Raw genomic sequence first — 26,007 nt, 5'->3', positions numbered from 1 at the left:
CAAATGAAAAAATCAGGTATCTATCGAGATTATAAAAGTTACCAACCAGGGGAAGTCATCCAAGTGGATGTGGTGGTAATTGGTTCCGGTTGTGGCGGTGCAACGATGGCTTACGAACTTTCCAAACGAGGGATCAAAGTAGCCCTTCTCGAACAAGGTGGAAACTACCATACAGGAACCTTTGATAACAATGAATTGAATATGGCAGGAAAAGTATCTGCAGAAAGGAATTTTCATACCACAATTGATGGTGGAATTAATTTGGTGTATGGAAATAATTTAGGCGGAGCATCGGTACATTACTGGGCAGATAGTTACCGAACTCCCGAAGATCGCCTTCTATTATGGAATCGTAAATATGGGATCGAATACCACCTTCCCGAAGACTTAAATCCATATTGGTTGGAACTAGAAACAGACTTACATGTCACACCTGCAACAGAAGAATACTTTAATCCCATGAATCGTATCTTCCGAAACGCATCACAACGATTAGGTTGGGAAGGTCATCATGTCCCACAAGCAAGGAAAAATTGCCAAAAGTCTGGCCACTGTATGCAAGGTTGTATGTTCGGAGCAAAACAATCCCAACTCATCACTCATATTCCAAGTGCTGTTCGCCTTGGAACCGACGTGTATACTGATTTACGTGCTGAACGATTGGACATCGTCGGAAACCAAGTGAAGGGATTAGAAGCTGTAGTGATCGACAGACGAACTTTAAGACCAACCCAAACCAAACTCCGGTTCCAATCAAAAGCAGTTTGTGTATCAGCTGGAGGTTTTGGAAGTAGCAAATTTTTACTGAAGAATGGTCTCAAAAAAAGACTTCCAACTCTTGGAAAATTTTTGGCCATCAACCCTTCTCCGATGGTGCATGCATTGTATGAAGAGCCAATTGTTCAATGGCGAAATATTCCTGCAGCGTACGGCGTTGAAGGTTTTCGATTGGCAAAATTCCAAAACGGTTCTTACAAAGAAGGTGGGTATATGCTGATGCCAAACCAATTGCAACCAGGAACCCTTGCTGCATTACTTCCTAGTTTTGGAAAAGATCACTTCCGTTATATGAAACAACTAGAATATTTGGGTGGAACCATTGGTTGGATTGATGATGTGGATGGGGAACTGGGATCCATCGAAGTTGATTTTTTTGGAAAAACGAAAGTTCATTATCCGTTTGGAAAGACCACCAAACAAATATTCAGCGATCTAACGTACAAACAAATGAAATTGAATTTTGAAGCAGGTGCCAAAGAGGTGTTCCTTGCTGGAATGAAACTTCGGAAATACACAAAGTTACCTAAAAAAGAGGAAATTGATGCTTTGGCTTGGAGGCCAGCAGAGTTCCCGATGGCAGCGCCTCACCCTGCTGGAGGCTGTAGGATGGGAAAATCGAGTGAAACTTCCGTAGTAAATTCCAAACACCTAGTGCATGGATTTCAGAATCTCTTTGTAGCCGACTCTTCTGTGTTTCCAACAGGTGTCAGTGTCGATCCAAGTTTTACCATTATGGCATTTAGTAAAAAAGCTTCAGAATTTATAACAGAAGTTATATGAGATTTTTATTTCTGAACACTGCCACTGTTTCCACATGATCCGTTCTTGGGAACATATCAACAGGTTGTAAGGAATTCAAAAAATATTGTCTCGCTAATAGGTTTGTATCTTCTCTGAGGCTCATGGGATCACAGGATACATAGACAATTTTTTTAAATCCCATACCGAGGATGGTCTCTGCGACATCTGGGCCAAGACCTGTTCTTGGTGGATCGATCACAATGGTATCATAGTTTTTTCCAAATAGAGATGGTAAAACTTCTGCCACTCTCCCTTTACGAAACCGAACATTGTGGACTTTGTTGAATTTAACCGATTCCAAAGCAGTTCTATGAGAATTTGGATTTTCTTCGATGCCAAGAACTTCTTTACACTGGCCTGCAATCCAAAAGGAAATGGTGCCAATCCCTGAATAGGCATCAATCACTCGTGAGTCTTTTTCTATCTCATCCAGAACCAAATTGTATAAACTCGGTGTTTGTATGGGATTTACCTGCAAAAAGGTTGAAAGACCTACACGGAATTTGTGTTTTCCGAAATGTTCGTGGATATAAGGTCTACCCCATAACAGATGTTCTTCGCGACCAAGTGCCATCGTTGTATGTTTGGTATTGATATTATGAATGATCCCTACTAGTTTACCCAATTTACCCGATTTTCCAATCCGGTTTTGTATAGCAGTGTGAAGTCTTTTGGATGCATCCTTAGCGTGCGGTAAGTCTTCCTTTGCAGTCACAATTCCCAGAATGATTTCGCCTGTGGAAAACGACTTCCTTGCAACAAGGTACTTCATCATACCACGTTTGGATTTTTCATTATAAGGAAGTAATCCCTCTCGCCTAGCCCATTGTTTGACGGCAAGTGCCACTTCTGTTAATCCAGGGTCTTGGATTTGGCATTCTGTTTGGTCTAAGACAAATGTTGCTTCACGGTTGAAAAGTCCGAGTGTGAGTAAAGTTTTGTTTCCGACATTACGTCGGCCAAAAGGTAATTGGATTTTGTGACGGTAGTATTCTGGAGAGGGACTGGGAACTATGGTTTTGAATTCCACATGACGGTATGTTTTAAAAAGTTCTTTGATGTTTTGTTCTTTTTTTCGAAGTTCTTTTGTGTATTCAATGTCGAGGTAGTTACACCCACCACAGGTTCCGAAATGAGTACAAATAGGATTGTTAGTTTTTGTTGTGTTCATTTTGATTTTCCTGAACCAACCAGTTGGTCAATGGAGTTGTATCCACGGTCTTTCATTGCTTTATCCAAATAGGAACAAATTTGATACGGTAAAAAAGGACCTTCATAAATATAACCAGTGTAAATTTGGATGAGATTGGCACCTGCTTCGATCATCTGTAGGGCTTTTTCTCCCGAATCAATCCCTCCCACACCGATGATGGGAATTTTCCCTTTTAGAGTTTGGTACGCAAGAGATACAAATCGAAGTGATTTTTGGAATAAAGGGCCACCTGATAAACCACCTTCAGGAGGATTAGTTTCACCTAGGCTTTGTTTGTCGAGAGTGGTATTGGTAAGGATTACACCACTTATTTTGTAATCCAGACAGACATTGAGATTTTCAATGAGTTCCTCTTCGGAAAGATCTGGAGCAAATTTTAAATACAATGGAATAGGGAATGAGTTTGAAAATTCTTTTTGGATCCCAACGATAAGATCAATTAAACTTTGTTTGGATTGTAGGCTACGTAATCCAGGTGTGTTTGGTGAACTGATATTAATTACCGCATAATCTCCGTAAGGTAGCAGTTTTTTAAAAGTGTAAACATAATCACTGACAGCATCTTCTAAGGCAGTCACTTTCGATTTTCCTGCGTTGATCCCTCTTACTCCCATTTTGGATTGTTTTTTCAATTCGATCTCGGCATTGTCGGCACCTGGGTTATTAAAACCCATTCTGTTTACGAGAGCTTTTACTTTCGGAAACCGGAATAATCTCGGTTGTTCATTCCCAGGTTGTGCTTTTGCAGTGATGGTTCCTACTTCTATGAATCCAAAACCCATGTGGATCATGGTAGGGAAAAGTTCCGTTGTTTTATCAAAGCCTGCTGCTAGACCAACTGGATTTGGAAAATGGATGCCTTGGATGGTTTGTTCCAAACGTTTTGAATTGTATTGGAAAAGAAGGCTTAAAGTTTTATGGAAAAACGGGATTTTTTTGGACAAAGAAAGAAAAGTAGCGACTAGATGGTGCGCTGATTCAGGGTCTAAATGAAAGAGAATGGGTTTGATCAGGTGGTGGTAAAACAAGGGAAAAATCCTTACGTTGATTCTTTTTTCCCCGTGATTTCTTACAATTTCTTTCCGAAAATAGCGACGTTTCCTATATTCCTTCAAAGGACAGTACTTGATGCCATCTAATTCCCCTATATCTCGTATTTGGCAAAATCCATCTGCCTTTCCCCAGGAAGAAGTACTCCGGGAATTAGAAAATTTACTCAGATCAAACCCAGACTTTTGGCTTAAAATCAATCGCGATGGGATCATCGTTGATTATAAAACTTCAAGGTTTGTCAATATTGGAGACAAACCAGAGTCACTTTTAGGACAACATATCAGTGTTGGTCTTCCTCCTTATTTGCGTGAAATCACATCGGAAGCTCTAGCTTACTTATCTGACAAAAAAAGTTTAGTATTTTGGAAAGAGTATTCCTATGGAGAGGAACCTAATATTCGTCATGTGGAAGTAAGGTTTGTGGTTTTATATGATGGTTATATCATGTCCAACCATCGTGACATTACCGAACGCAAACGTTTAGAAAATGCTTTTTTAGAAAGTGAATCTAGATTTCTTTCCATGGCACAGAATGCTGCTGATTCCATTGTGATCATCAATGATGAAGGAATCATTCAATTTTTTAATAAAACAGCAGAGAATACATTTGGTTACAAACAAGAGGAGGTGATTGGAAAAAATGTAACGATCATCATTCCTCCCGATTACAAGGACAAACATGATGAATTCCTGAGGCGGTATAAAGAAACAGGAGAAACTCATATTATTGGTGTTGGCCGAGAGGTATTCGCACAACGGAAGTCAGGTGAAATTTTTCCATGTGAACTTTCGGTTGGAGAATTTAAGACAAAATCTGGAAAGATGTTTACAGGGATCCTGAGAGACATCAGCCAAAGAAAACTCCAAGAAGAGGAATTATACCAATACAGAAATCATTTAGAAGAATTGGTCGAAAGGCAAACGATGGACTTAAAAATGTCCAAAAATATTGCAGAAGAAGCTTCTTATATGAAATCTCTGTTTCTTGCCAATATCTCACATGAGTTAAAAACTCCGATTCATGCTATTTTAAGTTATGCGGAATTAGGTGCGGAAAAATCAGCCACTGTTTCGCCCGAAAAAATTAAAGAATACTTTCACATCATCGATTCCTCGGGGAAACGGTTACTTGCTCTTCTCGAAAATTTATTAGATATTGCCAAATTAGAATCAGGTAAAATGCGATATCTTTTTGAACGGAATTGTTTAAAGGAAACAACCAAATTTGTAATCAATGAAATGCGTGCAATTTTGGAAAAAAGAGGAATCACAGTTGTTTTACTAAATAATGAGGAACGTTGGGAAGCAGATTTCGATTATGAGCGGATCCAACAGGTGATCAGAAATATTATCTCCAATGCATTAAAATTCATCCCAAATGACACTAATATTGAGATTAGTTTGATAAAAAGAGAATTTATTCCAAGAAAATCTCAGTCGTATGTGAAAGGAATTGGCATCCAAATCAGAGATTACGGTCCAGGAATTCCTTCCGAAGACCTAGATAAAATTTTTGAAAAGTTCATCCAATCCAAACAAGTAAAAGCTGGAACCAAAGGAACTGGGCTCGGATTGTCGATCTCAAGAGAAATTGTAAATGATCACAACGGATTGTTATATGCTGAAAATCATGAAGATAAGGGAGCAGTTTTTACAATGTTAATACCAAGTTCCCGTGAAGGAATTCGATGATCAATTTACTCGCTGTTGATGATGAGATGATCAATTTAATGATCATTGACGAGTCTTTGTCAGATAAAGGATTCACTGTTGTCAAAGCAAAAGATGGAGAAGAAGCATTCCAAATTTTAAGCTCTGGTTCTATGGTATTTCATGCTATTATTTTAGATCGATTGATGCCAAAGATGGACGGGATCGAACTGTTAAAAAAAATCAAACGATCAGAAAAGTACAGAGATATCCCTGTCATTTTCCAAACTGCTATGAGTTCCATCACTGATATGACAGAAGGCCTTGATGCTGGTGCTTTTTATTATTTAACAAAGCCATATTCGCGTGCACTCCTCGTCCGAATAGTGCAAACTGCAGTTGAACATTTTATCAAATTACAAAGAGCAAAAGAAGACCTTCATAAAGGAATGGGTGCCCTTCGCCATATGATCACTGGTGAATTTAGGATTCGTTCCATTCGTGAATCACATGAACTTGCTCCCTTACTTGCCAATGCTTGTCCCGATCCTGAACGTGTGTTAACTGGGATCATGGAAATTCTAAACAACGCAATTGAACATGGAAATTTAGGAATTTCATACCAGGAAAAATCGGAACTCCATGATAATGATAAATTGATGGAAGAAATTTTTCGAAGATTAGATACACCTGAATACAAAGACAAATTTGTAAAGGTAACCTTTGAAAGAAACCAAGAACGTATTGAAATTCGTATCAGTGACCAAGGGAAAGGATTCGATTGGAAACGATATTTGTCGATCGAAGCAATGACTAAAAATGCGTTCAAAACGCACGGACGTGGGATCTTTATGGCAAAAAAATTATCCTTTGATGATCTTACTTACATTGATGAAGGTAGAACAGCCATTATACGCATTGATTTAACCAACAAAACCAGTAATTTACTCACTGATTTTCAGGAATAAATTTATAATGAAAACACCAGTGGGTCAGTAAAATCAGAAATGATTTGCTCCACATGGGGTTTTAATTCTTCTACTGTATGCGAAGTGGCAACACCCAAAATGGAACAACCTGCGGCCTTTCCAGATTGTAATCCAGCAATCGAATCTTCAAATACGATACAATCCTTTGGACTAAGGCCAAGTCCTTTTGCACAAAGTTCGTAGACTTCAGGGTGTGGTTTGCCTTGAGTCACCATGGAACCATCAATGATGACATCAAAGTAAGATCGTAAGTGAAGGTTATCTAATGTAAAATTGACATTCATGGTTGGTGCGGAAGTTCCTAGAGCTAACTTTACTTGGTTAGATTTCAAATACTGAAAGAATTCGATGATTCCAAGATGAGGTTTCATTTCTTGTCTGTATAAGGTTTGGTATAAGTTTTCTTTTTCGGCACCGTAGTTTTGGATCTCCTCTAAAGAAATTTCTCCAAAGATCATTCTGAATAAATCAGCATTGGTTTTTCCATTATAAGTATCTCGATAAATTTGGGAATCGAGGGGAAATTTATATTTTTTTGAAAATTCCATCCATGCTTTGAAATGGAATTTGTGATTGTCGACAACCACCCCATCCATATCAAAAATAAATCCTTTATGTTTCATCTTGTATCCTTTCATAACCACCCACAAGACCTGTGATAAAATTGGGAATATTGGTCATAAATGTTAATGGTTTTTTTTGAAAAGGATGAGTCAAGGTGATGGAATATGAATGGAGTGCCATTCTTGGAAAGGATTTTGTTTCGTTTCCATATTTGGTATCTCCGACAATGGGATGACCTTTTTCTGCAAAATGTACGCGAATTTGATTTTTTCGACCAGTGATGAGATCAATTTCGAGAAGGGAATACAAATTGGATTCTTTTAACACTTTGTATTTTGTTTCGGAAAATTTTCCGAGTTTGGGATCATCAACAGAATAAACGCGGTGGGCTTTGGACTCTGTTAAATACGATTGGATGGAACTTTGTTTGAGTTTCCAGATTCCATGTGTAACTGCGATATAAACTTTTTTGGTTTTGTCCCAATTTTCTTGTAATGTTTGTTTGGCGATTTCTGTTTTCGCAAATACCAAAACACCGGAAGTATCACGATCCAATCGGTGAACGATAAAAATTCGATTTTTGGAACGATCACTTCCTTTTTTTACATAATCCATAAGGGAAGCGTAAGCAGTTTTTGATTTTTCAGAATCAGTTGCAATGGTGAGTAGTCCAGCCGGTTTATCAACGACGAGGATATCTCGGTCTTCATGTAAGATGGTTAGGCCTTTTGGTAAAAACCGAGTGTTTGTTTTTTGTTTCATTCTTTATTGAGGAGTTTTAAAACCTTGGGATTGTTTTGCCTCTCAGCAATTTCAATCGCAGTTTTCCCCCATTTGTCTTTTTTTTGCGGATCGGCACCTGCGTCGAGTAGGAGTTGGATGAGTTCAAATTTTTCATTTAAAATTGCACTGTGTAATTTCGTAGCACCATATTTGTCCCATCCATTGATATTGGTTTCGACACTCAAAAGGATTTTTGTGGCTGGCCAATTTTCATTGGTAATCGCTTGTTCCAATGCGGTATTTCCATTCGGTGTGATTGCCATAGAACGAATGATTTGTCAATGTTTCACTTGTAAGTCTTCCGAATTACTTTGTGGAATGTAGATAATGCGGCTCGCTGGTTTTTCTTCAATAAGACTTATCTTACTATTTTGGTTCAAAATGGACTCATTTAATTCATGGATCCTTCCGTGGGCATTGCCATACAAAATAGTGTTTCGTTTTCCTTGGTCTATGAACTTTGCACTATCAATCGTTAAAATCCAGTTAGGTGCAAGACCAGATTCTTCACGACTTAATTTGACCTCATTGCCAGGATATCAGTCTATATCTGCTGTGATGGAATGGATGGGAGTTTGACAACTGACTACGCGTTCGTTGCCAATTTGCTGAAAACAATGTTGAGGACCAGGCTTGTGTATCGCATTCGCGAGAGTCTAAGGAAAAGTGAAATCTGGGTCAAGACATCTCTGAAATCAGAAGATTGCCTGGAAAAGGAACAAGATTCGATCGAAATATGTTTAATTTATTGAATAAATATCTGTTAAAACAGAATAAGGACAGGGGAGAAATTTGATGAACGCGATGGCAGGAACCAAAGAGAAACAATATGTCCCATTACTCCAACCCATCTTTTCTGTGGAAGAACAGACTGTCATCGGGTACGAATCTCTAGGCCGTGTCCGAGATGAGAAAGGTTCACTTGTAGTGGTTCCTGAATTTATGGATCCACAGGTAACTCCGCTACGGATGACTGTGATCGATCGTAAGTTACTCGGTCTTTCCTTGGATAAAATCAAAGATAGTAATGACCAACTTTTTGTGAACATGTCACCAGATCAGGTGATATTGGAGTATGAAGAGAGTAAAGGGAACTCACTTCCCATCGCTGAAATTGTAAAGGAATCTGGAATCCCACTCAATCAGATTGTTGTGGAAATCACAGAAAAATCAGGAAGTTATGGGACCGATGTTCTTGCTGCTGGTGTGGAACTACTGCGAGAACAAGGATTTAGTATTGCTTTGGATGATGTGGGATCAGAATCATCCAACTTGGAAAGGTTAGGTGCAATAAAACCAGATATTATCAAAATCGATTTAAATTTGTTAAAGAAGTCTATTGAACAAAGAGAATACCAGTCAATCTTAGAATACTTGAAACAAATTTCACTTAGCATTGGTTCTCAGTTACTATTTGAAGGAATTGAATCAGAGGAAGAATTGTACCAAGCAGTCAGTTCTGGTGCGACATATTTACAAGGTTATTTTTTAGGAAAACCATTAGAATACAAAGAAGATAAACAAACTATAAGGGATGTTGTCGTTCCCCTTTTACATTTGTACCACGAATCAAAACGAATCGAAGTAGCAAAAGAAATTGAATTTGAAAAACAAATCAAGTCCAAGTTGATGTCACTTCCTTTAAAAACAATTTCGCTAGGGAATCGAGTGATCATTGACCCACAAAGTTTCTTCAAATTGGATCCGATGATCCAAAGGGTATATGTTACAGATTGGCAAGGAACCCAGGTTTCACCTTACTATGAAAGGACAAATGATTCTGCATTTATTGAGAACATGTCTTTTTTGCAGAAAAACTGGTCTTATATGCCTTTTTTTTATAAGCACGTTAAACAAGTGTTTCGTGATAATGGTAATTGGCAAGTCAGTGACCCGTACTGGGACAAAACATTAAAAAAGAAAGTAATTGTATTTTCCCATGTAAATGAAATGGGATATTCCTTTTTTGTGGATTTAGTTTTGGAAGATGGGAAATAATTAGAAATGCTTCAAAAAATTTACGTTGGAAGTTTAATCGCATTCCAAAGTAAGTCTTCTGTTTCTTTTAAGAATTGATCATCTAATTTTATCTTTCCATTCCGAGAACCTTTTACGAGTCCCACAAAAGCTCCCCATACAATCGCAATGAGTGCATCTGGTGGAAATTTAATCAGAATATCACGGTTGTCATGGGCAAATCGAGTGAGAAATTTTAGAAGTAACGCACGTTTTGCGAAACTTTTTTTGTCTAAATAGGGAAGATTGTACTGCATTTCTAAAAAATCAAACGCCACAGGGTTTTCTCTTTGGAATTCGGCCATGGATTTCCAAATTTGATGGAATTGTTCTTTTGGTCCTGCATCGTGAGGAAAATTATCTTTGATTTTTGAATAAAGACTTTCTTGCCATTTTTGAAAGAGTGAGTTCACAAGTTCTTCTTTACTGGCAAAATAACGGTAAATTGTTCCTGCAGCTACATTGGCTCGTTCAGCAATGAGGGGCACAGCCGTTCCATCAAACCCTTTCGCCGTAAACAATTCTAATGCAGCAGATAAGATCTCTTCGCTTTTATTCAATTTAGAAACCTTTTCGCTCAAATGGTTAACCTATCCAAACCTATTTCCGCATGGGATGTTCTTTTTTGGATAGGGGTCATAGATAACCCGAATCCATTTCTTTTCATTCTTTTTTTAAAAAAGTACTTGTAAAGTAAAAAAAGGAATGAATATTCATTCATTAATTTGTGAGTGGAAATACGGATAAAGAATGGCAATTTTGAATCAAAAGCTGATTTCAAGACGTACTCTTGTCAAAACATCGTTGATGGGAGCAGTCTTTTTGTACCTGAGCACCAGTGGTTGTCAGGCAAAGGATGATGTCACAAAGAGTGATCGAGGTTTGGATTGTCGATTTTTGGACAATCGAGGGCAGAATTTATTCTATTTCTTAGCAGATGCCCTATTATTTACGTTTTTACCAAAAGAAGAGAAAGAAAAAGAAAAGGTACTGAAGGAAGTCGTATTAGGCATTGACTCATACCTCTTTAGTTTACCTTCTCACACCCAAGCCGAAATTATAGAAGCAATCCAATTTTTAAACATAAGTGCTGTTAGATGGTATTTATTTGGTTCAAGTTCTAATTGGGAACTTACTAACAGAGAAACTGTAATCAAAACTTTAAATCAGTGGAAAACATCTTCCATCAGTTTACTTCGATCAATTTTCTTTTTATTACAATCAATGGTTACGATCGGATACTTTGAAACGAGTGTTTCTTGGAAACACGTTGGTTATCCAGGTCCAAAACACGCATTAGGATTACGTCATGGATAAACTAATAGATGCTTCTTATTTACAAAAAGACTTAGATCTCGAAGCAGATTTTGTCATCGTCGGTTCGGGTGCTGGTGGTGGAACAAGTGCAGAGATTTTATCGAAAGCAGGATATTCCGTCATCATTGTGGAAGAGGGAAATTATGAACGTAGTAAAGACTTTGATTTAAAAGAACTTTCTACATTCAATCGATTGTACTTTGAAGGTGCAACGCGGCCAACAAAGGATAAAGCATTTACAGTTGTACAAGGAAGGACAGTTGGTGGATCAACTGTTGTGAATTGGACAACTTGCATTCGTACACCTAAAGAAACACTTTCTTATTGGGAAACTGAATTAGGAATTAAAGGTTATTCTAATGAAGATATGGAACCTTGGTTTGATATCGCATCAAAACGATTTTCGATCCAACCTTGGGAAGCTCATAACCAAAACAATAACCTGTTAAGTGTGGGAGCAAAAAAACTGGGGTGGAGATATAACTCAATTCCAAGAAATGTAAAAAACTGTAATATGTTAGGTTATTGTGGTTTGGGTTGTCCAGTGGATGCAAAACAAAGTCAATTGGTAACTACGATACCATCTGCATTAAAAGAAAAGACAACACTCTTATATCGTACAAATGCAGTTCAATACATTTGGAAAGAAAATAAAATCGATCATTTGTATTGTAAACCAAGTATTCAAACGGGTGAAACAATACCTAAAATTCGATTGTTTGCGAAACATTTTATCACAAGTGCCGGTGCCATCAATTCACCTGCTTTATTATTACGTTCTAAATTACCAGATCCTTATGGATTGATTGGTAAAAGAACTTTTGTGCAACTACACAATTACTCTGTTGCGGAAATGCCAACACCTGTGTATGGATTTTTTGGTGCACCTCAATCTGTCGCATCCGATGAATTTTTATGGAAGGATGGGGTAAAAGGCAGAGCCGGTTATAATATTGAAGCAGTTGGTGCACAACCAATTGTATTAATGAATTTGAGAAAATTGGTTGGTGAAGAATTTGATCAATATGTAAAAAGTTATCCCAACTTACATGTACTCGTCTCTCAAATTCGTGATGGTTTCCATGAAGATAGTCTTGGTGGAACAGTTCAATTGAATGAAGCGGGTTATCCAATCCTTGATTATCCACTCAATGATTTTATAGTCGATGGAATTCGAAGGTCCTATTTGTCGATGGCAGAATGCCAATTTGCAGCAGGTGCAAAAACTGTTGTTCCAGCAAATAACGTAGTCAGTCCATTTAAAACCTGGGCAGATGCCAAAAAAGGCATCGAAAAAATGGTGATCCAATCCCCAAACACTGTTGTTAACTCCACACATCCGTTAGGTGGAAATGCGATGGGAAATTCGATGGAATCTTCTGTTGTGGATACGAATGGAAAATTTCATCATATCAAAAATTTATCAGTCATCGATGGATCTATTTTTCCAACAAGTTTGGGTGTAAATCCAAGTTATACAATTTATGCAATTGCAAGTAAATTAGCATCGAATCTTTCGAAGGAATACCAATCGAATGTTAACTAAAACAGAAGAATTATTATTCGCTGCTATGATTTTTTTCCTCATGGTTGCTATGGGTAGTACTTTAACATTAGAAAACTTTAAAAAAGCGATCCATTCGAAAAAACCATTGCTGGTTGGAATGTTGTCTCAGTTTGGATTCATGCCACTGATCGCTTTTGGGTTGGCAAAGGGTTTAAACTTATCACCACTATTTTCAATTGGATTAATTTTGGTCGGTTGTACTCCAGGTGGAACAACCTCAAATTTACTCACCTATTATGCTAAAGGTGATGTTGCACTAAGCATCAGCATGACTTTTGCATCGACGATTCTTGCGATTGTGATGATGCCTTTTTTATTTTGGATCTATTGTTCTGGTTTGGTAATTGATGAGATTCAAATTCCATATAAAAGTATCATTGGTTCAATTCTATTGCTCATCATTCCCGTATTAATTGGAATCAAAATAAGATCTCTGAATACGAAACTTGCTTTAAAGATTGAGAAAATTGGAAGTTTTTTAGGAATTTTAATGATCTTATTTTTGTTAGGTGTGATGGTTCCCAAAAATTTCAACATCTTAAAAGTTACAACATGGCAAATGTATTTGGCTGCAATATTGATTACCGTGCTTGGATACAGTTTTGGTTACCTATTTAGCAAATTATTAAAATTATCGGAAAAACAATCAAGGACTGTATCATTAGAAACTGGGATTCAAAATGGGCCATTGACTATGGCAGTAATTTTACTCAGTTTTTCAGGATCAAATGTGAATGAAATATTGTGGATGCCATTACTTTATGCACTCTTTGTTCCCATTACATCTGCAACGGCAACTTACTATTTTTATATAAAATCTAAACAAGAATTAAAAGGATCAGTTTAAATGAATTTCTATTTTACAGAAGAACAAAATGCATTAAGAGCAGCAGTTGCATCGTATTCCAAAATTGCAGGAAGTGACCCTCAGCGCGATGTGGAAGAAAGAGATAGCGAATTTTCATGGGATGTATTGCATGCGCTAGGTGATAGAGGTTGGACAGGTGTAATTGTTCCTGAACAATACGGTGGTTTAGGTAAAGGTGCAATTGAATACACGATCATCATGGAAGAAACTGCGAAAGAATTAATCTATGGACCACAAAATCTAATCCAAGCGCAACAAGGATTACTTGCTGTAGGAACTGAGGAACAAAAAAGTAAATGGTTACCAGAGCTTGCCAAAGGTAAAATAATGGCGGCCCAAGCGATATCAGAACCTGATGCTGGATCTTCTTTTCAAAATATTCAAACAACTGCTGTGAAAGACGGAAACGAATGGGTGTTAAATGGTCTTAAAGTACATATCAATTTAGGAAAAGAAGCTCAATTGATGATGGTATTGGCAAAAACTGATAAAGGTTTAACTGAGTTTTTAGTCGATCGAGACTCAAAAGGTATTCGTTACGAGAAACAAGATCCCATTGGTTTAAGATCAGCTCCTATGTATGATGTCCATTTTGAAGACTGTCGTATACCAGCTGATTCAGTTTTAGGAAGAGAAGGAAGAGGGATCGAAACCTTTATGGCAATTTTTAAATTGAGTCGATTGGGAGTTGCTTCACAATTGATTGGGATCGCTCGTGGTTGTTTAGATCATGCAGTATCCTTTACTAAATCTAGAAAAGTTGGAGAGAGTCGTGTTTCTGATTTTCAAGGGATACAATGGATTATCGCAAAACTAACTTCTGAATTAGAAGCAGCTAAACTAGCAAGAAATCAAGCAGCTTGGTTACATGACCAAAAAGTAAATCATAACTTAGAAACTTCTATTGCGAAATATTTAGCTGGAGTAGTTGCTGATGAAGTTGTTAACAAAGCATTTACCTTAACAGGTTCTCATGCTTGTTATAGAAATCGTCCATATGATCGATATGTTCGTGAAGTAAAATCACTGTTAGCAGGTGGTGGAAGTTCTGAAGTAATGTTGAATAATGTTGCAAGAGAGATTCTCAGACCATCATACCACTATTAATATGAAATATACCGGAATTACATTAATCACTGGAGCCAATGGTTTTATTGGATTTGAACTTTTGAAGGAATTATCAAAGGATGCAAATCTTAAAATCCGTGTGACTGATATACGTGATGATAAGATAAAACTATTTCAAAAACCCAATATCGAATATGTAAGAGCAGATATTCGAGATGAGAAAGAACTACGTTCACTAGTAAATGGTGTTGATCGTATTTTTCATGTCGCAGGGATTTGTAACTTAACTACTAGTTACGATAAACTGAAACCTATTAATGTTGATGCTGTTGATAAACTTACGAAAATTGCATTACAAAATAGTGTAAAAGCATACATTCACTTTAGTTCTTCCAGCGTATATGGAACTTACCAAGGAACTCCTTTTAAAGAAACTGATGTTTGTAATCCAAAGGATGCATATGGAAAAAGTAAACATGCTGGTGAACAAATTGTATCAGAGAAAATAAAAAAAGGGCTTCAGGCAGTCATCCTTAGGCCTTGCACTGTGTATGGTCCTGGTTGTAATGATGGCGCCGGTAAGGTTTTTTCAAGACCTGGCAAAATTGCAGGAATACCTGGCGATGGCAAAATGAAACTAGCAAATGTTAGAGTAGAAGATGTTGCAGGTTCTGCCATTTATCTTTCCGAACAAAACAAGTTTTTTGGAAATGTTTATAACATCTCTGACGATAGCAATCCAAGTTTGGAAGAAGCTTTGGATTTAGCATCAAAGATGTTTGGATCCAAAATCAATAAACTTCATATTCCTTTATCATTACTTAAGGTGATTGCGAAATTAGAAGCACCTTTTGCAAAATTACAAGGTAAAATTCCTGATTTAGAGTATGAAGCAATCAAATATCTATATAACGACTATTATATGGACAATCAAAAGTTGAAATCAACTGGATATCAATTACGGTATCCAAATTTTGTTTCTTCAATGGAATCGATGAAATTAATTTAAGAGGATAAAAATGAGTAAAGTAGTAGTGATTAGTGGAATTGCGCAAGGTATGGGTAGAGAAGTATCTTTGATGTTGGCATCACAAGGATATACAATTTGTGGATTTGATATTGAAAAAAAATATTTAGACAGTTTATCTGATGAACTCAATAAGTTAAATGCAAAACACCATCTTGAATCATTAAGCATCACTGATTCAGACAAAATTTTAAAATTTAGAGATGCCGTCCTCAAAAAGTTTGGTACTGTTGATACTGTTGTCTCTAATGTCGGGATCGGTTTTTTTGGTCCATTTGAAGAAGTAAATTTGGTCAAAGCACTACAATGTTTTGATATCAATGTGATTGGTTGTGCGAGACTTTTACAGGCTTTTGTTCCTTCCATGCGGAAGGCAAGAAGTGGAAAAATTGTTGTGATGTCTTCTCTTGTTGGACAAGTTCCATTTCCTTTTGAATCCATTTATTCAGCTACTAAGTTTGCGATTGAAGGTATGGTTTCATCTATGCGATATGAAGTGAGTCCATTTGGAATTCAGGTTGCAATGATCCAACCTGCGCAAGTTTCTACCAACTTTGCTGCAAAAGCACAACAGTTACCGGAATCGAATTCTCCATATTATGACAGATGTGTTCGATTTATCAATCGAGACAATGAACTAATCAAAAAAGCAACGAATCCAAAACAAGCAGCTGAAAGAATCGTAAAAGTGATTACTGCAAAAAAACCAAAATTATTCAATCAAGTTGATTTTATGAGCACATTCTTTTTAGGTTTAAATCGTTTTTTGCCGCAAAAATTGAAAGATAAAATTTTACTCGATCATATGAACATCAATGCATAGGGAATAGAATGAAAGTTCCGAATCTGAAACAATTAACATTGTATCATTTGCTCCAAGAAGGAAGGCGACTATATGGAAACCTTCCTGTCCAAAGTTATAAAAATCAAAAAAAAGAATACCAAAACATATCCTATAATGAGTTTGTAACGAATTCTGAATTCATATCCAAAGCATTAATTCATTTGGATACAAATGCAAGGGACCGGATTGGAATCATCGCGGATGTTGGGCACCAATGGTTACAAGTGAGTATGGCCATTACTTCCATTGGTTGTGTTGATGTTCCTCGTGGTACAGATGCAACTTTAGATGATATAAGTTATATTCTGACTCATGCAAAATGTAAAATTGTCTTTGTTGAAAATGAAAAGGCACTTAAAAAATTTTTGCCTGAGTTTCAAAAACTAAATCTGCAAACTATCATTTTGTTTGGTGATACCAAGGTAGATTCTATATCCATCAATTGCCCAATCATTAATTTTGATGATTTGAGATCATTTGCAGCAAACATAGAAGATAAAACATATCATGAAATTGGTGAAGAAATCCAAGAAGAAGATTTAGCTACCATCATCTATACTTCAGGAACCACCGGTAAACCAAAGGGTGTTATGTTAACTCATGGAAGTATACTTTTTGAAATCCAAGCTCTCGTTGCCGAATTTAGAAAAACAGGTGTAAAGGTTGGAGAAGGTGATGTGACCTTGGGTTTTTTACCTCCTTGGCATAGTGGTGAAAGAATTTTTGAAACGATTTGTTTTTATTCAGGTATTAAAATCGCATTCACAAGTGTACAAGAACTTGGAAAAGATTTAGCAAAAGCAAAACCTACAATTCTATTCACCGTACCGAGAGTATGGGAAAGTTTTTATGATAAAATTAAAGATACGATTCAAAAGAGTTCTGCCTTCAAAAAATATTTTTTAAAGTTACTCGTTTGGAACTCTGTAAATTTTTCGATTACTTATGACAAAGCATTTGATCGTGTTCCGAGATTTAATTCTCCCAAAACAGCCAAACAGATTTTAATTCAAATCGTAAATTTAATTCAATTACTCATATATCTTCCCATCTTACCTATTTCAAAACTTGTATTATCGAAAATATTATCAGTATTAGGTGGTAAACTTCGATATGCTTTTGCTGGAGCAGGTGCTTTACAAGCTGAAGTGGATCGATTCATGTACGCGATCGGTATGCCAATTTTAGAAGTTTACGGAATGACCGAAAACTCTGGAGTTTCAACGATACGACATTTTAACGATTTCTCCGTGGGAAATGTTGGGAAACCAATCGATGGTGTTACCATTAAATTGATTGATGAATTTGGTAAAGAAGTCACAAAACCTGGCATTAAGGGTGTGGCACACCATCATGGGCGCCACAATATGAAAGGTTATTATCTAGAAGAAGAAAAAACAAGAGCTGTATTAACAGATGATCGTTGGTTAAATTCAGGTGATCTTTTGGTATGGACGGCACAAGGGAATTTGAAGTTTGCAGGGAGAGCAAAAGACACTATTGTTCTTTCTGGTGGTGAAAACGTTGAACCAGAACCTATTGAGATTTGTTTGAAACAAAGTGAATACATTGACCAAGCAGTTGTCGTTGGTCAGGATAAAAAAACTCTTTCAGCTTTGGTTTTATTAAATTTAGAAAAAATAGAAAACTATCTAAAAGAACATTCAGTCAATTTAGATTTGAAACAGGTTATCTATAATGAATCAGATGTGATTCAGAAATTGATTCGAGATGAAGTAAAACATTTTATTTCAGATAAAAATGGATTCAAATCATTTGAAAGAATTTCAAATGTTTACATCCTTCAGAATCCATTTGTTGTCCATGATGAGCTTACACAAACACAAAAAGTGAAAAGGAATCGTGTCCAAGAAAAATACCATGAAGAAATTGAATCAATGTATCGTAAGTAAAAGGATTTAAAATGAAAAGTTATCAGTCTTGGAAATTGGATATTGAGGAAAGGATAGCAACACTTACACTACATACAAATGATTTAAATATTATGGATATGGATACACTCTTTGAGTTAAAATCAATTAGCCAAGAGTTAGATACCAATCCAGATGTATGGGCGATTATTTTGCAAGGGAATGGAAAACATTTTTCATCTGGAGTTCAATTTGATATTTTAAAGAAAGTTAACGAAATTTCGAAAGATGAATTCAAAACCAACATGCGCGAGATGCAGTCATGTTTCACGGCTTTTGAATCAATCTCAAAACCTACAATTGCAAAAATCCAAGGATTTTGTATGGGTGGCGGTTTTATGTTAACTCAATGTTGTGACTTTAGAATCGTAAGTGAAAAAACAGTTTTTTCAATTCCATTGGTCAAACTTGGATTAACAGTTTTAATGGGAACAAATCGAGTCACAAGAAATGCTGGTATTGGCCCTACAAATGAACTCGTTATGTTAGGTGATAAATTCAACCCTGAAAAAGCCCTACAATACAATTTGATTCATAAAATAGTTTCTCCTGAAGATTTAGATGATGCGGTAAAACAGTTTTCCAGAAAATTTTTACAGTTACCACCGAAAACAATTTCTATTACTAAACAAATCATCAAACGTGGAGATAAAATGTCACTTGAGGAAAGTTTAGAATTAGAAATCGAATTACAATCTAGTTTGATTGGTACTTCTGATTTAGCAGAAGCGTTGGATAGTTTTGCCAATCAAAGAAAACCAAAGTATACTGGTAACTAATTATGAGTATCGAATCACTTTGGCAAAATGGTAAAATTACTGTTAATCGAATACGAATTGTATTATTCTTTGTATTTTTTACAGCACTTTTGGGTACAAAAAATAGTATGCCAGAGGCTATGTTTTATATCCATCTCTCTGGTACCATTATCATGGGTATTTATGCTAGTATTTGTCATATTTGGTTACGGAATGGAAATCCACCCGAATGGTTTCACAAGTTATTAATCATACTTGATATTGGGATCCATTTAATTAATACATCAATTGATTGTTCGATGGGACCCATGGAAGCAAAGTCCGCACTGAACAACACTGCTGTCCTACTTGTTGTATTTTTTTACTTAATATATTCTGGGTTTTTGGGGAATCCAAAGTTTGTACTCTTTAATGGGTTTTTAGCGGGTTTTGGTGTCATACTATCTTATTTTATATCGGTTCATTTTGGTGGACTCATTCCTTCAGAAGATCCAAACTTATACATTCAAACCGGATATGTAGGAACATCCGCAGAAATCATTAAAGGGATCTTTGTGATGGTGAGTGGAATCTTGTTGTCTAGACTGATTGCTTTACTCATTTCGATTAGTGACAAAGGGATAGAAAAAGCCAAAGAATCTGAATATTTATTAAACCAAAGTTTAAAACAAAAAAAAATTATTCAAGATGCTGCAAAGAATTTAGAAAATTCGATTCAAAGTTGTGCTAATTATATTTCGCATACAGCCGAAAGATTAGAATCACAAGCCGCTTCATTAGAGCAAGTAACAGCGATTAATACTGAATTATTTTCTTCATTTGAATCTAATGCAAAAATCATTGATGATCAAAATGGAAAAATTACTGATTTGTTTTCTGGTTCAAATGATTTAAATCAAATGGTTGCAACCATTAGTATGATCAACCAAGAATTAATTACGATTGCAAATGAAAACAAAAAAGACACTACTGAAATTGCTGGTGTTTCAAAGAAAACAAGTGAATATTTAGATTCAATCAAAACTTCCTTTGACAAGGTTGATGAAATCAATCAAATCGTTGCTGAGATTGGAGAAAAGACCAACTTACTTGCCTTAAATGCTTCCATTGAAGCTGCACGTGCTGGTGAAGTTGGTAGGGGATTTGCTGTGGTAGCTAGCGAAGTCAGTAAACTTGCTGATTTTACTGCAAAAAACGCAAAAATGATTTCTGATGTTGTTAGCCATTCCAGAAAATATATTTATGAAGCTGCAGAAGTTTCTATCCAAACTGGAAATTTGACAACCAATCAAATTAAAAAACTAGAAATGACAACTGAAAAGGTGAGTCATATGCATCGATTATTTGAAAAACAAAAATCAATTATTTTTGATACAATTAACCAACTAACGGAAATTAATGATCTTTCGTCTCAAATTTCATTTAGTACCAAAGAACAAATTTCTGGTCAAACAGAAGTCAATAAAGGCATTATGGCATTAGAGAACGAAGTGAACCAAATTTCGAATGCTTCTAGAAGTTTAGAACAATATGTGGAACAAATCAGATCCCAATCTTTAGATTTATTGACGTTAAGCGAATCATAATCATAAACTTGTTTTTTGGAGATATTCATGTTAGAAAAACGATTTCAAATTCTAATTAAAATAGGAGTTTTCCTTTTGATAATGTCAATCTTGCAGTGTTCAAAAGGTAAATTATCACCAGACCAAGTGGTTGATGAACATGGAAAAATCATTCAAGTGATTCCGGAACCAGATGCAACTGAGACTAAACAAATAGAATTTACTTCATCTGTTGCTCTTCTCAAAGAAGATGGAACTCTTAATGTTTCAGGATGGTCTAGATATCCACACTTTCAGATCAATGAATCTTACATAAAAGCAGAACCTAAACGTTATAAACGATGGGAACATTACACATTCTATAATGAAAATTTCGGAGGTGCTATCACTGTAACTGATATTGGAAATTTAGCGATGGGTAGCATCGAGTTATTAGAATTTAAATCAGGTAAAACAATTTTTTCTAAAACAGAACTTGTTAGACCAGGTGCCATTCTTTTCCCAACCAATACTACGGATCCTATTGAATTTACGAAAGGAAACCAATTTATTAGAATTCAAAAACAAAAAGGAAAAAGAATCATCACTTATGCAATCCAAGGTGATTCCTCTAATGAAACTATCCAAGGTAATTTTGAATTTACCGAAAAATCAAATGAAGCACTGGCAATCATCACTCCATTTTCCCAATCAGATTTCTTTTATGAGTACAAAATGCCAAGTTTGATCTGTAAGGGTACAATCGTATACAAACAATCTATTTACGATTTTAAAGAAGATAGTTACGCAGTGTTAGATTGGGGAAGAGGAACTTGGCCTGAGAAAAACAAATGGCTTTGGGCAGCTGGCGCAGGAATGGTTGGTGGAGAACTTCTTAGTCTCAATTTAGGTTATGGATTTGGTGATCCCAAAAACGCAACAGAAAACGGTATCGTTTACAAAGGGAAAGTTCATAAACTTGATAAAGTAGTTTGGAAGTATGATGTTACAGATTACAAAAAACCTTGGAAATTTGTGAGTAACCAAGGTAGATTGGAATTAAACTTTACTCCAGTTTATTTATTGCATTCTGATATAGATCTTATGGGTATGATCGGTTTTTTAAAACAACTGATTCAAAATTTTTCAATATCTGAAATCTTTGAATTATTAAAAACCGAAGCTTACTTGAATAAAGCCTTCGGTGTTTATAATGGTTATGTGGTCTTAGATAACGGAACAAAACTAGAAGTTAAAAACTTGTTTGGTTTTGCCGAACAAATGTACCAACAATGGTAAATCAAAGCGTATAGTTTCGAAGTGTTTTTAACCTGATTGTGGTAAAAATCACAATCAGGGTTAATATTATTCCTGCAGAAACAACTGCAGTTGGAATCGAAACTTTTACAAGAATAATCCCCGATAAAAATCCTGCAAATGCCGGTACAACTTGGCTAGTTATTGTATACAAACTCATTAACCTTCCTCTGTATTCTTGGCCCACTTCTGATTGAAGGATGGCAACAAGCAAACTGATACTAGCTCCAGCACCAAATCCACTCACAAGTAATAAACTAATCGAAATCCATAAATGTGAACTGAGTCCGATGCCTAAAAGACCTAATCCACATAACAATCCAGAGGTGAGGATCAATTTTCCATAACCAAACGGTTTTGCCAGTTTTAAAGAGGTACCTCCTCCCAAAAGTAAAGCTAAGGCGAGTGCTCCTAAAAAGAATCCACGTTCCATCTCACCTAATTGTAATACACCTTTTGCATACCTAGGCATCATCACTTGCACTGGTCCCATGGAACAATAGATCACAATCGAAAATAAGAGTGTTTGTCTAAGTAATGTATGATTTTTTGCATAAGATACCCCGCGAAGGATCCTATCCCAAGCAGAAGAAGTTTTTCCTTGTCCTTCCGTTTTGATTCCGATGAGTAAACACATTGCAATTAAAAAAAGGCTAACACCAGTGATGTGAACCATCTGCCAAGAACCAATGCTTCTGCAAAACGCCAAAATGGGTGGAGCAAAACCAAAACCTAACATCACGAGTACATTAAATATCACTGCCATCTTTTTTTGTTTTTCGCCAGCTAATCTGCCAAGTAAAGACATCCTAGCGGGAGCGAGGATTGCCCAACCCACTCCAACAAAAAACGCTGCGAATAAAAATAAAGATACAGAAGTGACGCCAATCAATTGTGAGGAAAGATTTAATAGCCCTAGTGCAATTAAAAACGATCCATGGGCAATCTGTGCTAAAATTTGTGGTGAGTGAGAATCACACCAGGCTCCTGCAAACCATCCTAGTATTAATGGGACACCAAAACATAGTCCAAATCCAATTCCTGCTAATGCATCTTGGTTCCAAACATCTTGTGCATATAAAATGACACTATAGTTAGTTAGGTGACCAGCTAAAAAGCCCAAAAAGGATGCTAACAAAAATCGAATCATTTGTCCTTGGTTATAAGTATTAGAGGAACTCATTTTGCCTGTGTAACTTCCATAAGAGTAGGTTGCCCATCTTCAATTTGCCAACTTGGGAAAGCACCATTCGAAGAATAAGCTTTTCCATCCGGTGAAAATTCAATATCACGAGTAAATGTAACCTTACGGCTCATGGGATATACTTTCCAAATTTCTGTTTTGATATCCATTGCCATTAAATTGTCTGATGAAGTTCCTGTGACCCAAACAAGATTACGTTTTCTATCCACATTCAGAGAATAAGGTGTCTCCACTCCATCTACTGCTGTTGGAAGTGGGTACAGTTTGAACTTTCCATCTTCTGGAGTGTACTTAGCGATTGATCCTTCTGGAAATACCGAAATCCATACATGATTGTCTCGATCCACTCGAAGCCTTCGTGGGCCTTGGAATGGTGTTTCAATTACCTGAAAGGAAAAATCTTTCGGATTGATTTTGCCAATTGTGTCAGCGTGTAATCTTGTAAACCAAACAGTTCCATCAGGTGCAACATCAATCCCATATGGCAGTGGCATTCCGCTCACACGTTCATCTACAGGTAATAAATGCATTGGAAAACCCCAATTCATCAGTTTGACAATGAATCCACTGATCCATAAACTAAAACTTTCTTTTTTGGTTCTTGCAGGTAAATCGAAGTAGTGGAAAGAAAGATCCTTACGATCAAACATACCTACCTGGTTTGAAAGTGCTAACGTAAACCAAACTCGGTCTTCATCGTCAATACGGATGGTATGCGGATAAAGTCCATTCTGAAACATATGGTCTTTGAACTTTTTTGTTTTAGGATCAAACTCTGTGATACGTTTTTGTAAAGAAGGAGTGATAAAAATATTACCATCAACTGGAGATTCCGCAAGGGAATGTAAACCAACATAGGTTTCATGTTTTTGAAATGATCTTAACCTTCCTGGTAATAGACCACCCAACTCATCATCTGGTTGTTTTGGAACCTTGTATACTACCGTTTTACCTGTGTTAGGATCAATTTCCCAAAGACGGTCTTGGATATTATCACCTACGTATACAAGACCAGTTTTTTTATGGTATAATAAATCATGCATTTGGGAGAAACTATCACCCATAGGCCATTCTCTGATGACAGCCCCATATAACTCTTTTCCCCATGGACGACCAGGAGACACACGTTCAGGGTGTTTGAGCAAATCAACATATGCATTTGAAAGTAAACTTGGAAGTTTTTTCTTAGCTTTCCCATGAGGTCTTGCACCATAACCCATCATTCGATTGATGATATCTTCCCAATCACCTTCTGAGAATGCTCTTCTCATGAAAAAACTTCCTTGTTGGTGACAAAAACCACATTGTTCTAAATATGTTTTTCTTAAATCTTTGTCTTCGCCAAAGTTAAGTGCTGCAACCCAACTGTTAGAAGGGTATTGCCCAACTAATAAATTTAAATCAGTTTGTTTTTCCATTCGAAACGATACAGAACTTTGATTGGAATAGGAACGTAGATTAACATCCTTATACCCAATTTTACGTAATCGAATGTTTACTTTTGGTGCATAAGGAAATGAGATAGTTACCTTACCATAGGGATTTGTAAACATAGTCACTTCTGGTGTAATCATAAATTCAAGTCTTTCAGGTGGATAACCATGGTCATCTCGAGGTGGCACTTGTGGTTTTTCAGCTTTAATTGTAACCATAACAAGATCCAAACTTTTTCCATTATTATCTTTGATATCCAACTGGATTGCAGATAACGAAGAGTAGGTGAATATTAATACAAAAACAAAAAGTTTAAATTTCATCATATGGAACTCCTTTGGCATTTAAATACATTATGAATGTCTCTCTTGAATTGTACTTGGGAATATAGCCAAATACCGTCTTTAATTGTGTATTTGATAAAACTGGTCTATAACGTAAAAAATCAATTTGGTCGGGACCATATTGTGTGAGCCGAAGTTTCCTAAGTACCCATAACAAAGACTGTAACAAAAAAGCAGGAATGGGAACATATGGTTTTCGAATCATTTTGCTGATCTCTTGTAAACTGAGAGCACCATCTCCAGCTAAATTGAACTTACCGTCTTTTTTATCAGCTATACCTTTGGTGATGATCTGAATTACATCTTCATCCCAAATAAACACAAATGGACTTTTGTGACCTAAGATACCCATTACAAAAGGTTTTTGAAACATATCAGTAATTAGATTATTCACTGTTTTTCCAAGGATGGTTCCTGGTCTTAAGATCAATTGTTTGAGTTGAGGGAATATGGATCTGTATTCTGCTAATAATTCTTCTACTTCACGTTTGTGTTTGGAATATACAAACGCTGAATGACCTCGAATCGGATCTGTTTCTTCAATCCATTCTTTATTTTCTTTATGATAACCGTATGCTGCACCTGAACTTGTGATGATCACTTGTTCTGCTCGAGCATATGCTGCTCCATCTAACACATTTTTGGTGCCTTGAACATCAATTTTCCACTGTGTTTCCTCACTCATTCCAGGAGGGGGATTGAGAATTGATGCAAGATGGACAATCGAATTGGGTTTCCAGTCTTGGATCAAATCAACAACAGAATTTCGATCACTGATATCCAAAATTTGGAATTCAAATTGAGAAGAAATAAATGACTTAGACATCGGTTTGATATCCGTTGCCATGATTTGCCAAGTTGGATAGGTATTTAATAAATGTTGGATGAGCGTGGATCCAATATAACCCGCACCCCCTGTCACTAAAACTTTCAAA

The 26,007-nt window shown here is 36.4% G+C and carries 23 protein-coding genes; 14 read left to right on the top strand and 9 right to left on the bottom strand.

Annotated elements, in window-relative coordinates; genetic code table 11:
• Positions 1-3 precede the first annotated feature (3 nt).
• On the top strand, positions 4-1,560 hold the full coding sequence (locus tag ND855_RS15915) for an FAD-dependent oxidoreductase (RefSeq protein ID WP_265359143.1): 1,557 nt from the start codon (positions 4-6) through the stop codon (positions 1,558-1,560).
• Here the strand turns inward: ND855_RS15915 and rlmD are convergent.
• A complete protein-coding gene (gene rlmD / locus ND855_RS15910) occupies positions 1,553-2,752 on the bottom strand; it encodes a 23S rRNA (uracil(1939)-C(5))-methyltransferase RlmD (protein ID WP_265359142.1) in 1,200 nt (399 codons plus the stop codon). The two genes, ND855_RS15915 and rlmD, sit on opposite strands and share 8 nt — an antisense overlap.
• Positions 2,749-3,822, bottom strand: a complete 1,074-nt coding sequence (locus tag ND855_RS15905) for a quinone-dependent dihydroorotate dehydrogenase (protein WP_265359141.1) — start codon at positions 3,820-3,822, stop codon at positions 2,749-2,751. The genes rlmD and ND855_RS15905 overlap by 4 nt, the downstream gene beginning before the upstream one ends.
• A 100-nt stretch (positions 3,823-3,922) precedes the next feature.
• Between ND855_RS15905 and ND855_RS15900 the strand changes: the two genes are divergently transcribed.
• Together ND855_RS15900 and ND855_RS15895 are read left to right on the top strand one after the other, a co-directional pair.
• A complete protein-coding gene (locus ND855_RS15900) occupies positions 3,923-5,539 on the top strand; it encodes a sensor histidine kinase (RefSeq protein WP_265359140.1) in 1,617 nt (538 codons plus the stop codon).
• Entirely contained in the window at positions 5,536-6,465 is a 930-nt protein-coding gene (locus ND855_RS15895) for a response regulator (RefSeq protein WP_265359139.1), read from the top strand. Before ND855_RS15900 ends, ND855_RS15895 begins: the two co-directional genes overlap by 4 nt.
• A gap of 2 nt (positions 6,466-6,467) precedes the next feature.
• Here ND855_RS15895 and ND855_RS15890 read toward each other — a convergent pair whose 3' ends face one another.
• Genes ND855_RS15890 through ND855_RS15880 form a run of 3 tightly spaced genes read right to left on the bottom strand, consistent with a single transcriptional unit; the run spans position 6,468 to position 8,096 of the window.
• Positions 6,468-7,109, bottom strand: a complete 642-nt coding sequence (locus ND855_RS15890; protein WP_265359138.1) for an HAD family hydrolase — start codon at positions 7,107-7,109, stop codon at positions 6,468-6,470.
• A complete protein-coding gene (locus tag ND855_RS15885; protein ID WP_265359137.1) occupies positions 7,099-7,812 on the bottom strand; it encodes an RluA family pseudouridine synthase in 714 nt (237 codons plus the stop codon). Before ND855_RS15885 ends, ND855_RS15890 begins: the two co-directional genes overlap by 11 nt.
• A complete protein-coding gene (locus tag ND855_RS15880) occupies positions 7,809-8,096 on the bottom strand; it encodes an ankyrin repeat domain-containing protein (protein ID WP_265359136.1) in 288 nt (95 codons plus the stop codon). The genes ND855_RS15885 and ND855_RS15880 overlap by 4 nt, the downstream gene beginning before the upstream one ends.
• Before the next feature lie 532 nt (positions 8,097-8,628).
• Between ND855_RS15880 and ND855_RS15875 the strand changes: the two genes are divergently transcribed.
• Positions 8,629-9,831, top strand: coding sequence for an EAL domain-containing protein (locus tag ND855_RS15875; protein WP_265359135.1), 1,203 nt, complete (start codon positions 8,629-8,631; stop codon positions 9,829-9,831).
• Positions 9,832-9,851: 20 nt separating this feature from the next.
• Here the strand turns inward: ND855_RS15875 and ND855_RS15870 are convergent, their stop codons facing one another.
• The gene (locus ND855_RS15870; RefSeq protein ID WP_265359134.1) at positions 9,852-10,409 is read right to left on the bottom strand and encodes a TetR/AcrR family transcriptional regulator; all 558 of its coding nucleotides are present in this window, start codon (positions 10,407-10,409) and stop codon (positions 9,852-9,854) included.
• Positions 10,410-10,599: 190 nt separating this feature from the next.
• On the opposite strand from ND855_RS15870, the gene ND855_RS15865 reads away from it, so the two are divergent.
• The 10 genes from ND855_RS15865 to ND855_RS15820 all read left to right on the top strand — a co-directional run bounded on the left by ND855_RS15865 (position 10,600) and on the right by ND855_RS15820 (position 22,072).
• The gene (locus tag ND855_RS15865; RefSeq protein WP_265359133.1) at positions 10,600-11,166 is read left to right on the top strand and encodes a hypothetical protein; all 567 of its coding nucleotides are present in this window, start codon (positions 10,600-10,602) and stop codon (positions 11,164-11,166) included.
• The gene (locus ND855_RS15860; protein WP_265359132.1) at positions 11,159-12,712 is read left to right on the top strand and encodes a GMC family oxidoreductase; all 1,554 of its coding nucleotides are present in this window, start codon (positions 11,159-11,161) and stop codon (positions 12,710-12,712) included. Before ND855_RS15865 ends, ND855_RS15860 begins: the two co-directional genes overlap by 8 nt.
• Positions 12,702-13,580: a bile acid:sodium symporter gene (locus ND855_RS15855; protein WP_265359131.1), complete on the top strand. Its 879-nt coding sequence runs from the start codon at positions 12,702-12,704 to the stop codon at positions 13,578-13,580. The genes ND855_RS15860 and ND855_RS15855 overlap by 11 nt, the downstream gene beginning before the upstream one ends.
• Positions 13,581-14,708: an acyl-CoA dehydrogenase family protein gene (locus tag ND855_RS15850; protein ID WP_265359130.1), complete on the top strand. Its 1,128-nt coding sequence runs from the start codon at positions 13,581-13,583 to the stop codon at positions 14,706-14,708.
• Between the two features lies 1 nt (position 14,709).
• The gene (locus ND855_RS15845) at positions 14,710-15,678 is read left to right on the top strand and encodes an NAD-dependent epimerase/dehydratase family protein (RefSeq protein WP_265359129.1); all 969 of its coding nucleotides are present in this window, start codon (positions 14,710-14,712) and stop codon (positions 15,676-15,678) included.
• 10 nt (positions 15,679-15,688) lie between these two features.
• Positions 15,689-16,519 (top strand): SDR family NAD(P)-dependent oxidoreductase, encoded by an 831-nt coding sequence (locus tag ND855_RS15840; RefSeq protein ID WP_265359128.1) that lies wholly within the window; start codon positions 15,689-15,691, stop codon positions 16,517-16,519.
• A gap of 8 nt (positions 16,520-16,527) precedes the next feature.
• Entirely contained in the window at positions 16,528-18,453 is a 1,926-nt protein-coding gene (locus tag ND855_RS15835; RefSeq protein ID WP_265359127.1) for an AMP-dependent synthetase/ligase, read from the top strand.
• 11 nt (positions 18,454-18,464) lie between these two features.
• Positions 18,465-19,250, top strand: a complete 786-nt coding sequence (locus ND855_RS15830; RefSeq protein WP_265359126.1) for an enoyl-CoA hydratase/isomerase family protein — start codon at positions 18,465-18,467, stop codon at positions 19,248-19,250.
• Between the two features lie 2 nt (positions 19,251-19,252).
• Positions 19,253-20,815 (top strand): methyl-accepting chemotaxis protein, encoded by a 1,563-nt coding sequence (locus ND855_RS15825; protein ID WP_265359125.1) that lies wholly within the window; start codon positions 19,253-19,255, stop codon positions 20,813-20,815.
• Positions 20,816-20,896: 81 nt separating this feature from the next.
• Positions 20,897-22,072 carry a DUF2804 domain-containing protein gene (locus ND855_RS15820; protein WP_265359124.1) on the top strand — a complete coding sequence of 392 codons (1,176 nt, stop codon included), beginning with the start codon at positions 20,897-20,899 and terminating at the stop codon, positions 22,070-22,072.
• Between the two features lies 1 nt (position 22,073).
• On the opposite strand, the gene ND855_RS15815 is transcribed toward ND855_RS15820, so the two are convergent.
• From ND855_RS15815 to ND855_RS15805, 3 genes are read right to left on the bottom strand one after another with little or no spacing between them, the layout of a single operon-like run.
• The gene (locus ND855_RS15815) at positions 22,074-23,273 is read right to left on the bottom strand and encodes an MFS transporter (RefSeq protein WP_265359123.1); all 1,200 of its coding nucleotides are present in this window, start codon (positions 23,271-23,273) and stop codon (positions 22,074-22,076) included.
• Positions 23,270-25,051, bottom strand: a complete 1,782-nt coding sequence (locus tag ND855_RS15810) for a Vgb family protein (protein ID WP_265359422.1) — start codon at positions 25,049-25,051, stop codon at positions 23,270-23,272. Before ND855_RS15810 ends, ND855_RS15815 begins: the two co-directional genes overlap by 4 nt.
• Positions 25,041-26,006 carry an NAD-dependent epimerase/dehydratase family protein gene (locus tag ND855_RS15805; protein WP_265359122.1) on the bottom strand — a complete coding sequence of 322 codons (966 nt, stop codon included), beginning with the start codon at positions 26,004-26,006 and terminating at the stop codon, positions 25,041-25,043. The genes ND855_RS15810 and ND855_RS15805 overlap by 11 nt, the downstream gene beginning before the upstream one ends.
• Position 26,007 lies beyond the last annotated feature (1 nt).

The organism is Leptospira paudalimensis, assembly GCF_026151345.1.
Taxonomy (GTDB): domain Bacteria; phylum Spirochaetota; class Leptospiria; order Leptospirales; family Leptospiraceae; genus Leptospira_A; species Leptospira_A paudalimensis.
Note: the sequence above shows the minus strand (reverse complement) of the source record. Positions and strands in the feature narration are given on the sequence as shown.